Genomic DNA, 12,462 nt, shown 5'->3' with positions numbered 1-12,462 from the left:
ACTAATTATAAAAATGTAGCTTAACTTTTTCTCCAGTTTTTGTTTGCATATCCATATGCCAGTAGGATTTAAAATCAAGAAATTGAGAGAAGAAAAAGATCTTTCACAAAGCAGGTTAGCTGCTGAATTGAATATTTCACAAAGTGAATTATCAAAGATTGAAAATGGAAAAGCAAAAAAAATTGATTTTTATTTGATGATAAAAATCTGCTCTGTTTTTAATAAGAGTTTTGAATACTTCTTAAATAAGAAAACAGTTAAAACCGATCATTTTAATATAAATCATTCCATTGAAATCATTTTTAATGAATTCCAGAAAATTGTAGAAGATAGTAAGCAAAAAGACCAGATTATAAAATCTTTAAAAAACGGTTGACAACCATCAAAAAATAAATTCCAAATAAAGTATTATAGCAAAAAGCCTGACTTTGCAGTCAGGCTTTTTTTTGATATATCTCATAAACATTATTCCATATTACACTCCCCAAGCCAATCATAAATTTCAGTTTGCGCGCGTCTTGGTTCGTCAATATTCAGAATCTCCAATTCATTATTTCCTTCACTATTTATGGTTCTTCTTTTTGTGTTATCTTCTAGTTGTAACTGAATGATTGTATTAATTTCTTCAATATGTTTTTCATCATACAACGGATAAGCAACCTCAATTCTTCTGTTTAAATTTCGGCTTAACATATCGGCTGATGATAAATAGATTTTTTCCTCTCCATTATTTGCAAATTTGTAAATTCTTGAATGTTCTAAAAACATATCTACAATCCTATAGATTTTTATATTCTCGGTTGCATATTTTATTCCCGGCAATAAGGTGCAAATGCCGCGGACAATTAATGTTACTTCAACACCTGCCCTGCTTGCTTCAATAAGTTTGTCGATAATATCTTTTTCATCGACTCCGTTTACTTTTAAAAAAACGGCTGCTTCTCTGCCCGCTTTTTTATTTTCTATTTCGGTATCTATCAATTCTATTAACTTCTCTTTCATATTGAAGCCTGCGGCGAGAATATGTTTTGGTGCGCCTGCTTTTTTCTTCGTTTTCAAAAATGCAAAGACTTTTTTTAGATCATCTGTGTATTTTTTTTCTGAGGTAAAAAATCCAAAATCAGAATAAATATTGGCTGTACTTTCATTAAAATTTCCGGTCGATAAATAATTATAGTATTTTTTATTTCCGTATTTGTCTTTCATAGTCACCATCGCCACTTTTGCGTGAACCTTTAAATTCGGCATACTTTGAATGATTTTTATTCCGGCATTTTTCATTTCGCGGGACCAGAATAAATTATTGTATTCATCAAAACGTGCTTTTACTTCTACAAAAACAGTTACTTTTTTGCCGTTTTTGGCGGCACTTATTAAAGCATTTGCAATTAATGACTGCGATGAAATTCGGTATAAAGTAATTTTTATCTCCAGAACATTTCTGTTAATTGCCGCCTGATTAAAAAACTGAAGTACATAATAATACGATTGATACGGAAAGTGCAATAATTGATTTTTTTTGTCAATAACTTCAAAAATAGATTTCTTGCTTTCAAATGGCAAATGTTTGAGACCCGGATAATTTGTTCCCTGAAGATTTGGTTTTACAGGATTTGGAAACTTGAATAAATCATACAAATTATGATGGCTTCCGCCTTTTATCATTTCATCTTTTTTAAGACGGAACGTTTTTTTACATACCGAAATTGTTTCAGCATCCATATTAGAATCATACAGAAATCTTGTCGATGAACCGCGTTTTCGTTCTTCAATTTTTGCTTCAATTTTCGCTATTAAATCTCCTGAATTTTCATCTTCAATCAAATAATTTTCATCTCTATTTAATTTTATAGCATTACAGGAAACCACTTTTCCGGAAGGAAATATAAGGGATAAACAATTCTTGATAATAGTATCGATCGAAATAATATAATGCGTGTCACCCTGACTTTGCAATTGTTTAAATCGGTCCAGTTTATCCGAAGGAATATTCAAATAAGCATAATTAAAGTTACCCGAAGTATCTTTTAACTTTACCAAAAAGTATAAACTGCGATTGTTTAAAAAATACGTTTTAGGCTGGTTTATTGAAATATAAATAACCTGAATATAAGAGAGAATAATACTTTTAAAATAATACTCAATCTCCTCAAGATGCTCTTCAAGAAGCTCTTGATTTTCATAGTAAACAATATTATTAGCGGCTAATTCTGGCAGAATTGATTTCTTCCAAATTGCCCCGAATCTGTTTTGCTGGAGATTTACTTCGGCTAAAATTTTATTGAGTAATTCTGTATTCTTTTTTGAATTTTTAGTCAGCAGTTTTCTGATTTTAACCCTGAAAAATTCATCTAAATTAGAAGAATGAATGGCTAAAAACTTAATCCTTTCATATAACGAATTATTGGAATCATCGGCTTCATCCAAAATACAATTATTGAAAGAGAGCCACGAAATTTCTGAAGGTATAAGATGGTTTTGCACGTAAAAAATTGGTTTATACTTTATTGATACTTGTAAATTTCAGGATTAATTATTTTAAAATATAAATACAAATGGGCTGTTAACCATAATTTAATTTATTGGTAACATAACCTAATCCGCATAATATCATTGTTATAGCTTATATCGAAATCTCATTATTACGTTGATATATGCTAAATATCGTCTTCTTTTTTATTGGCTTCAAAAACAATAAATAATCTTAATCCTATTAACTTTTTGTTAACCGTATTATAATACTGCCTCGATAGTACGATTTCTCTTTTAAGGTACTTACAAGTAGTAAGAATTATAATTCAAAATCAATCCGTTCTATCGACAAAATTTCCAGAAAACAAAGCTGATTACTTTTTATTTCTCAGTTGGTTATTGCTATCAAATAATTTATAAAAATCATTGAATTTAAATATGTTATAAACCATTAAAACTAGAATTATGAAAAAACAGAATCCAAAAAAGGTATTAAGTAGAGCCTTAATTATTATGCTGTCGGCCATTACATTCTCATGTCAGGATACGACATTAGAAGAAAGCGAAAATTCTGCTGTTGCAAAAGAGCAGCAAAATTTCAAAAAAATGAGTATTTCAGCAAGTTCTAATTTGGCAAGAAGATGGGCTCCTATTCATTACAAAGATGTAGACGCTACAGGAACTTATGCCGAAGGAGGAAAATCAGATTATCTTACTGCCATTAACTACGACAACGACTGGAATGCCGAAAACAACTGGAACAATCTTCCTGCTTATGCCAACTCTTTAGCGGCACATTGCTACTATTCAGTGGTAGAATCAAATACACATTGGTTTATTACTTATGCTTTTTTCTCTCCACGCGATTGGACAGATAATCCATTTTTATACAATTTAGATCAGCATGAAAATGATTTAGAAGGTATATTGATGATTGTAGAAAAAGATGGTTCAACTTATGGTTCTTTAAAAGGAGCGGTTACTGTAAGTCATTCAGATTTTTTCTCTTATGTACCATCCGGAAGTTCTTTTGTAAGCGGATTGGAAAGTGTTGACGGAACATTACAAATGAGAGATTATAACGGAGAATTGCACCCTATTACAGCGCAAGATTCTAAAGGACACAGCCTTAAAGCGTGGCCGCAGCACGATATAGATGGAGACGGAATTATTTACTATCCTTCGGCAAGTGGAACTGCACAAATACCATCTAATAATTATGACACTTACGTGGAATATAAACTTGTTGATATTTTTGAAACCGGAGGATTATGGGATCAAAGATTCAATACTGAATTGTTTTCCAGCCCGGGTGGGGGATTTAAAGGAAATGATTTTAAAACCGGCGGTGCTAATGCTCCGTGGGCGTGGAATGACGGAAATGATGCTATTGTACAAGGCGGAGAATTTGCAACAGATCCTGCAAAATTAGCCGATAATTATTTTGATGGCGTAGGCAATTTGTCACATATCTATACTGATAATAAATATAATAGTTCTGCCGGAGGCGTTGTTACAGTTTACCAAAATTGCAGCTATACAGGTTATGCAATTGCTTTGCCTGCGGGCGATTACACATTGGCTCAGTTAAAATCGTATGGTATTGCAAATGATGATTTATCTTCTGTTCGTTTAGAAAATGGATACAAAATTACATTCTACCAAAACGATAATTTTGGAGGAGAATCTGTTGTTGTAACAGGAAACAATAGTTGTTTAGGAGGTTTTAATGATAAAGCTAGTTCTATAAAAATCAGCGTGATATAAACTGACTTTTTAATTTAAATATGCAGACAAGAAGCTTAATTGTTTTCTTGTCTGCATATTTTTTTTGTTTTTATCCAAATTCCTAATTTCAATTAAAATGGCATAAATTATAGTAATTTAATTCCTTAAAAACGGTTTAATTACAAGGAGAAAAATCTTCTTATAAATCATTTTTTATTAATTTTACGTATCAACATTTAATGATTTTACATGGAAATGAATGATTTGGAATTAGTTTCCATTAAAGAGGTTTGCATTACAAAAGTGAACGGATTTGAAAGTACATCTATATTAGACATTCTTTCTGTAGAAGAACCGCTTGAAATAAGAATTTCTTACGGCCCTGAAGCCGAAAAAACACACAAAAATATCTCGGTAACAATGCGTACGCCAGGCAATGATTTTGATCTTGCCATTGGTTTTTTATTTACCGAAGGCATTATAACATCTTATCAGGACGTCAAAAAAGTTTATCACACCAATACAGATTGTTCCTTTCAAAAGAAAAATATTGTTCAGGTAGATTTAGTTGAAGATTTCATTCCGCATTTGATGTCGTCAGATCGGAATTTTTATACCACATCAAGCTGCGGCGTTTGCGGAAAAAGTTCCATACAATCCATCAAAACGGTCAGTACTTTTAACCCTTTAGACAATCCAAAACTAAATATCGCTGCGGAAGTACTTTATCAATTATCAAACAAATTAAAAGCAGCTCAAAGTAGTTTTGCCGTTACTGGCGGTATTCATGCGTCGGGACTTTTTACTATTGAAGGCGATTTAGTTTTTTTACAGGAAGATGTTGGACGTCATAATGCGTTGGATAAACTAATTGGCAGTGCTTTTGCAAATAATTTACTTCCTTTAAATAAACATATATTACTCCTTAGCGGAAGAGCTAGTTTTGAGTTAATTCAAAAAGCGGCTATGGCAGGAATATCAGTAGTAGTTGCCATTGGTGCTCCGTCGAGTCTTGCTGTAGAATTGGCTAGAGAATTTAATATTACTCTTTTGGGTTTTCTTAAAGAATACCGATTTAATATCTATAATTCCAGTGATCAGGTTGTAATCAACTTCTAATAAAATTAACAACACTTGTTTCTATAACTGATAGTAAAATCATAATTATTCCAATTTCTGCGAATAAGCCAATTAAATGCAAAAGTCATGAAAGAAGATAAATCTCCAAAAGACATCAAGGATAAAATTACAAAAGAACCCAATGCCGAAAATCCATATAAACTTTTAGATCTTAAACTCACAAAAACAGGGAAATGGGCTGCCGGCGTTCCTGCTGTTATCTCCGCTTTTAGTGATCTTATTGAAGAAAAAACGCTTGTTCGCGGGACACAAGCTTTGTTTAAGATGAATCAAAAAGGTGGTTTTGACTGTCCGAGCTGTGCATGGCCTGATCCAGATGATGATCGTTCGCCTTTGGGAGAATACTGCGAAAACGGAGTTAAAGCTTTAGCGGAAGAAGCGACGACCAAAAAAGTTACAGCTGATTTTTTCAAACAAAATTCTGTCTACGATCTTGCCCAATTAGACGATTATCAAATTGGAAAAATGGGAAGATTGACCGAACCTATGTATCTTCCTAAAAATGGAACGCACTATGAACCTATAAGCTGGGATAATGCATTCACAAAAATAGCAGAACATCTCAACGCATTAGAATCACCAGATGAAGCTGCTTTTTATACTTCGGGAAGAACAAGCAATGAAACATCATTTCTTTATCAGCTTTTTGCAAAAGAATTCGGAACCAACAATATGCCTGATTGTTCTAATATGTGCCATGAAACATCTGGATCAGCTTTAAGAACTACAATCGGAATTGGAAAAGGAACTGTAACATTAGATGATTTTTATGATACTGATGTAATTGTAATTATTGGTCAAAATCCCGGAACAAATGCTCCAAGAATGCTGACTGCATTGGCAAAAGGTAAAAAAAACGGAGCAAAAATTATCGCTGTTAATCCGTTGCCGGAAGCGGGTTTAATGGGTTTTCATAACCCGCAGGAAATTAACGGAATCATTGGAAGCGGTGTCAAACTAGCTGATCTTTTTCTTCCGGTAAAAATAAATGGCGATATGGCGCTTTTAAAAGCCCTTGAAATTATATTATTGGAATTGGAGAATAAAAATCCCGGAAAAGTCTTTGATTATGATTTCATCGAAGAAAAAACTACGGGATATGAAGCTTTTCTAAAACAATTTGATGATTATAATTTAGATGAACTTGTACAACTTTCAGGCGTTTCTAAAGAAGCACTTTATGAAGCTGCAGAAATCATCGCTTTCAAAAAACGAATCATTGTCTGCTGGGGAATGGGACTTACGCAGCAGCCCAACGGCGTAGAAATGATTAGAGAAATTCTTAATATTTTATTGCTTAAAGGAAGTATTGGTAAACCCGGTGCAGGTGTCTGCCCTGTTCGTGGTCATAGCAATGTTCAGGGAAACAGAACCATGATGATTGATGAAAAACCTACTAACGAACAATTAGATCGCCTTCAGGCTTATTTTGGCTTTAATCCGCCTCGTACACACGGATATGATGTTGTGAGAGCCATTAAAGCCATGAAGGAAGAAAAAGTAAAATTACTATTTTGTATGGGAGGCAATTTTTTATCGGCAACTCCTGACACAACGTATACAGCAAGCGCGTTAAGAAAACTCAATCTAACCGTAAATGTATCTACAAAACTAAATCGCAGTCATTTAATTCACGGACAAGAAGCGATTATATTACCAACATTATCCCGAAGCGATATTGATATAGTTAATGGTGAAGCACAATTTATAACTACCGAAAATTCAATGGGCGTTGTGCAGTCGTCAAAAGGAATGCTCAAACCTGTATCTGACAATCTTATTAATGAAACTCAGATTGTATGTAAATTGGCCATGGCAACGCTGGGAAATAAATCGGTTGTTGACTGGCAGCGTTATCATGACAGTTATGATGATGTGAGAGATGCCATTGAAAAATGTATTCCCGGTTTTGAGAATTATAATGAAAAAGTACGCCAAAAAGGAGGTTTCCATTTACCGAATGCGGCACGTGATGGAAAATTTATTACTAAAGATTTTGGAGACCGCGCACCTTTTACATTAACGGAAATTCCAAAAAACGAACTTGCTCCAGATGAATATATGATGGCAAGCACCCGAACGCACGACCAGTTTAATACCACAATTTACGGTCTTGATGATCGTTATCGCGGTGTAAAAAATGAACGCAGGGTAATATTTATGAACGAAAAAGATATTGAACAAGGAGGATTTAAAGCTGGCGATAAAGTCGATTTATTTAATTATGATGATAATATCGAAAGAATTGCACCTTTGTTTGTTATTGTTTCGTATCAAATCCCTGAGAAAAACACGGTTACTTATTTTCCTGAAACAAACGTTTTGGTTTCTGTAAATAATGTGGTTAAGGATAGTAATATGCCGGCCTCAAAATATGTAAAAATTAAAGTTAGAAAACACGATCCTAAAATTTATGAAAGAATAAGTCGTTTGTAAAAATTTGCAAATCTTCTCCAATCAATTCATTAAAAATAACACTCAAATCAAATTTAAATGTCGGTATATCAAAAAATAGCAGCAGTAGGTTCGAAGTATATCGGGAAACCAAAACTTTTTAAGTACGGATTTAATCTGTCTCCAATGTACCGAAGAAGTACTGCCAGAATTGTAAATGTATCGCAGGATTTATTGCAAATTCAAATAAAGCTTCCTATAAGTTATAAAAACAAAAATTATGTAAACTCTATTTTTGGAGGAAGCATGTTTGCTGCAGTAGATCCAATTCCGATGGTACAATTGATCAATCTTTTAGATGAAAATTTTGTAGTATGGGATAAAACAGCCGAGATTTATTTTAAAAGACCTGCAAAAGAGAATTTATATGCCGATTTCATTTTTACTCTAGAAGAACTGGGCGAAATTAAGGATAAGATTAAGCAACAGAATGAATTAGAAATTGTAAAAACTACATTGCTTACAAACAAAGATAAATCGATCACATATTGTGAGGTTCGCAAAACAATTTACATTGCTGATAAAAGCTATTTTAAAAAGAAAAGAGAAAAGAGAAAATAAAAAGCTATAACGTTTAGCTTTAAAACTCAATGGATACAGCATTTTTAATTTAAAACAAGCATTCGGTTTTGGCTTAAATCAGTTAAATTCCATCCCCGAATTTAGATTATAAATAATCTTCGTTAAAACTACTTTATAGGGCTACAATAAATGAAAAATCATTTATAACTATGCTGTAATTTAGGTGCTCGTTTTAAAATGAAAAATGTTAATCTGTATATTTAAAAGAAGATCATTATTTTATTTTAACCACTACTTTACCTTTTGCGCGTCCGCTTTCTACATACGATAATGCTTCGTTGGTTTTATCAAATGGAAAAATCTTATCTATTACCGGTTTAATTATATCTGCTTCAATCATCGCTGCGATTTCTTTTAACTGCTGTCCGTCTGCCTTCATAAATAAAAAAGAATAATCGACATTTTTATTTTTTGCTTTTTTGCGAATCCCTGAACTTAGTAAAGAAAGAATCATTTTGATAAACCATGGAGCTCCAATTTCTTTTGCAAAATCAGGAGTCGGCGGCCCGGAAATAGAAATAAGTTTTCCTCCCGGTTTTACTATTTTAAGTGATTTTTCGAGCGTTTTTTGATCCTGACTGTTTAATACCACATCATAATCACTCAAAATGTTTTCAAAATCACTATTCTGGTAATCAATAATAACATCAGTACCCAAATCTTTAAGCAAATCGAAACTTTTTGCACTTGCCGTAGAAGCAGTTACAGCTCCTAAATGTTTAGCCAGCTGAATTGCAATAGTTCCTACACCTCCAGAACCGGCCTGAATAAACACTTTTTGTCCTGCTTTAACTTGAGCCTTTTCAATCAAAACCTGCCATGCCGTAAGCGCTACTAAAGGAATAGAAGCTGCTGCTTCCATCGAAATGTTTTTAGGTTTAAGTGCCGCATCTTTTTCGTCTATGGCAATAAACTCTGCAAATGTACCTATACGATAATCTGAAGGTCTGGCATAAACCTCATCGCCAACTTTAAACTTCTTTACATTTTTACCTGCCTGTACCACTACTCCAGCAGCATCATGCCCTAAAATTAATGGCAGTTTATAAGGCAGAATAAGTTTAAATTCTCCTGATTTTATTTTAGAATCTAAAAGATTAATTCCCGCTGCATGAACTTCAACCAAAATATCATTGTCCTTTAGTTTTGGTATCGGCATTTCGGCAGACTGCAGACTTCCTTTTTTATTGTACTTATTAATTATAAATGCTTTCATCTTATTTAGTTTATAATTTTAGGGATGACTTTAAATTCGGATAAATCTTTTTAGGGTTCACTAAATTAAAAGCTATTTTTGGAAAAAACCTGCTTACGATATACAACGCTATTGTGTCTCCGGCACGAATAGTAAACTGATCTTTTTTTATTCCGTTAATAAGTGTTTTTACCAGTTCTTCAGGAGCCATTTTTTTATCCGTTCTTTTTGCAGTCATTTCTGTTGCAACAACAGGAGGCAGTAATTCAAATACTTTTACGGTACTGTTTATTATTTCCAGATTCTTTCTAAGCAGTTTTGTATAAAAACTTAAGGCCGTTTTTGTTGCCGAATAAGTTGGCTCTTCTAAGGCTGGTACCAGACTTAAAATAGAGGTGGTATTAATAATAGCACTTTCTTTTCTGGATTTCAACATATCGATAAAAAGATTATTGAGTCTTAAAACACCAAAATAATTTACATTCATTTCGTAAACGGCATTCTTTAAAATTTGATCATCTGCAATACCAAGATTAAGAGCCGGAGTTCCAACGCCTGCATTATTATACAAAATATCAATTCCGCCCAAAGAAGTTACTTTTTCAAACAGCGATACGGCATCATTTTCATTTTCAACATCACTTTTTATAACTGTTAATGCCGGAAACATTTTTTTAGCAGCATCTAATTTAGCCTGATTTCTCCCCGTAATAATTACACTTGCTCCTTCAGCTAAAAACTGTCTGGCAGATTCAAGCCCAATTCCGGAAGCTCCTCCGGTAATTAATATTGTTTTACCTTTTACATCCATGTTAATTTTAAATTTTGGTTTAAATTATTTATTCTTGTATCTCTTGTAATTAAAATTTAAAAAAATATACTTTTTAGTCTATTTTAAAATATACTTTTTAGTTTATTCTAAAGCAAAAAAAATTAAATTGAGTATTGTTCTAATTCAGACTTTAGGCTTTTAATCAAACCTTGCAGAGGCTTTGCTGTATCCATAACCCTGCACATAACCACTCCTCCTTCAATTGCTGCTACCATTTTAAAAGCAAAAACACCCGCATCAAGTTCATTAGAAAACTCACCCGAAGCAATTCCTTGTTGAAGCAATGCAGTAAGTTCTTCCTGACCGGCTCTAAATATTTGGGCAATTTTCTTCTTTACAAGAGGATAATTATCATCAGATTCTACGGCATTATTAAATATTGGACATCCTCCCGGGATTTGTGTATCAATCGGATTTTTATAAAAATCCATAAATGCAAATATTTTACCTTTTGCCGTTTTCCCTTTATAAACTGCCGCTCTAACATTGTCAGAAGTCATTTTAAGCGCCAGGTCAATAACCTGTTCCGAAAGATCATCTTTATTTTCAAAATGACCATATAAGCAGCCTTTTGTAAGCTTTGTAGCAGCCAGCACATCGTCTATATGTACACCAGAAATACCTTTTTCATTATAAAGAGGTACTGCTGTTTCTAAAATAAATTGCTTGGTTTTTTCTGCTTTTGTTAACATCACACTTAAAATATTGAGCACAAATATACTAAAAAGTATATTTTAAAATCAAAATAATACATTTTTTTTGTTTTTATTTCCTTTCTTATCTTTTTTAAATGGACAATTTTTTATTTATATGTTATTGTTATTAAAGCTCATAACGGTTCTTTATAATTTTAAGCATCTAAAAAAAGCGTAGCAATTATAGAATACGACTGCGCTTTTTTATGTGTTATTTATGCATTTTTACTGGTCAAGCCAGCTCTTAAATTCAGCTACTTTATTTTTACTGATAATAATATCGATTTTGGGATCGGGTTTTATAATTAGTTTCAACTGGTTTTTTCCATAAAGCAAAATACTGCTAATAGAATTTATGTTAATTATAAACTGCCTGTTTGCTCTGTAAAAAATAGTTGGATCGAGCCATTTCATCACCTCATCAAGACTGTTATTGCTGTTATATTGGCGATTGTCAAAAGTATAGATATACGTAATCCCAGTATCCAGTAAAATATAGGCAATCTCTTGTATATCTAATTTTATCAGTTCATCTTTATGATACGTAAGTATTCTTTTCTTTGGAATTTCAGACTCTTTTGATGTATCATTTTGAATAGTATCATCTGTCACATTTTGTAATTTCTGCTGATTTGAATTCAACTGTAAATTCAGGATCTGCAACTCATTTACCCTATAATTTAAATCCTCTTTTTCAAGATCAAAAACTCGTTCATATTTTCGATAAATAAGTCGTATCATTAAGTAACAGCAAACACTTATAAAAACTGTACTTAAAAACAGACTCACAACAAACTGCAGATACAAATCTGATAATTCTTCTTCTAGAACAGCTAAATTAGCATGCGAAGCCACCATCCAGTCTGTTCCTGCAACGGGATTTATATTTATTATTTCCGATTTTCTTTTTGGATCATTAGGAAATGTTCGCATCCCTCCTATTTTTTCTCCCTGTTCTAAAACGGTACTTAAGGGTTTAAACTCTTTATTTCCTATGCCATTAACCTGAGAATTATTCTCTTGGATTTTTAACCCAATTAACGCCGGATTAGGATGGCAGAGTTCAATTCCTTTTTGATTGTACATACAGATAAAATCACTTTTTATATCTGTATTTTCAATACTTATCTGAAGATTATGAATTACCTGATCTTTAGATAATCCGCTGCGAAGCTGTTGTTCCAATAAACGGGAAATTTCCCGAACTTCCCTCTCGCCCGATTCTAATTTACTATTGCACAACTTTTCTTTGGCAGACAAATAAAGATAACTGGAAGAAATCAAACTAATAATTAGAACAACAATACTAATGCCTGTAAGTGTCAAAGTATAAAGGCGTGCTTTTTTCATGTAAATTTATAGTC

The 12,462-nt window shown here is 32.7% G+C and carries 10 protein-coding genes; 5 read left to right on the top strand and 5 right to left on the bottom strand.

The annotated features are described in order from the left end of the window. The first annotated feature begins 55 nt into the window (after window positions 1–55). Window positions 56–376 (top strand): helix-turn-helix domain-containing protein, encoded by a 321-nt coding sequence (locus ACODSB_RS11095; RefSeq protein ID WP_488937094.1) that lies wholly within the window; start codon window positions 56–58, stop codon window positions 374–376. Between the two features lie 89 nt (window positions 377–465). On the opposite strand, the gene ppk1 is transcribed toward ACODSB_RS11095, so the two are convergent. Next, window positions 466–2,484, bottom strand: a complete 2,019-nt coding sequence (gene ppk1, locus ACODSB_RS11090) for a polyphosphate kinase 1 (protein ID WP_488937093.1) — start codon at window positions 2,482–2,484, stop codon at window positions 466–468. A gap of 453 nt (window positions 2,485–2,937) precedes the next feature. Here ppk1 and ACODSB_RS11085 point away from each other — a divergent pair, with 453 nt between their 5' ends. The 4 genes from ACODSB_RS11085 to ACODSB_RS11070 all read left to right on the top strand — a co-directional run bounded on the left by ACODSB_RS11085 (window position 2,938) and on the right by ACODSB_RS11070 (window position 8,355). Next, window positions 2,938–4,239: a beta/gamma crystallin family protein gene (locus ACODSB_RS11085; protein ID WP_488937092.1), complete on the top strand. Its 1,302-nt coding sequence runs from the start codon at window positions 2,938–2,940 to the stop codon at window positions 4,237–4,239. 210 nt (window positions 4,240–4,449) lie between these two features. Beyond that, window positions 4,450–5,319, top strand: coding sequence for a formate dehydrogenase accessory sulfurtransferase FdhD (gene fdhD / locus ACODSB_RS11080; RefSeq protein ID WP_488937091.1), 870 nt, complete (start codon window positions 4,450–4,452; stop codon window positions 5,317–5,319). A gap of 87 nt (window positions 5,320–5,406) precedes the next feature. Then, window positions 5,407–7,776, top strand: a complete 2,370-nt coding sequence (locus ACODSB_RS11075; protein WP_488937090.1) for an FdhF/YdeP family oxidoreductase — start codon at window positions 5,407–5,409, stop codon at window positions 7,774–7,776. Between the two features lie 57 nt (window positions 7,777–7,833). Next, window positions 7,834–8,355: a DUF4442 domain-containing protein gene (locus ACODSB_RS11070; RefSeq protein ID WP_488937089.1), complete on the top strand. Its 522-nt coding sequence runs from the start codon at window positions 7,834–7,836 to the stop codon at window positions 8,353–8,355. 235 nt (window positions 8,356–8,590) lie between these two features. On the opposite strand, the gene ACODSB_RS11065 is transcribed toward ACODSB_RS11070, so the two are convergent. The 4 genes from ACODSB_RS11065 to ACODSB_RS11050 form a co-directional block, all read right to left on the bottom strand. Continuing rightward, a complete protein-coding gene (locus ACODSB_RS11065; RefSeq protein ID WP_488937088.1) occupies window positions 8,591–9,592 on the bottom strand; it encodes an NADP-dependent oxidoreductase in 1,002 nt (333 codons plus the stop codon). Between the two features lie 10 nt (window positions 9,593–9,602). Next, complete coding sequence (locus ACODSB_RS11060) at window positions 9,603–10,382, bottom strand: SDR family oxidoreductase (protein ID WP_488937087.1); 780 nt, start codon at window positions 10,380–10,382, stop codon at window positions 9,603–9,605. 122 nt (window positions 10,383–10,504) lie between these two features. Further along, window positions 10,505–11,095 carry a TetR/AcrR family transcriptional regulator gene (locus ACODSB_RS11055; protein WP_488937086.1) on the bottom strand — a complete coding sequence of 197 codons (591 nt, stop codon included), beginning with the start codon at window positions 11,093–11,095 and terminating at the stop codon, window positions 10,505–10,507. 228 nt (window positions 11,096–11,323) lie between these two features. Then, window positions 11,324–12,448, bottom strand: coding sequence for a LytTR family transcriptional regulator DNA-binding domain-containing protein (locus ACODSB_RS11050; RefSeq protein ID WP_488937085.1), 1,125 nt, complete (start codon window positions 12,446–12,448; stop codon window positions 11,324–11,326). Window positions 12,449–12,462 lie beyond the last annotated feature (14 nt).

It is taken from the genome of Flavobacterium sp. FG68 (assembly GCF_057808895.1).
This window is presented reverse-complemented; position numbering and strand designations above follow the sequence as displayed.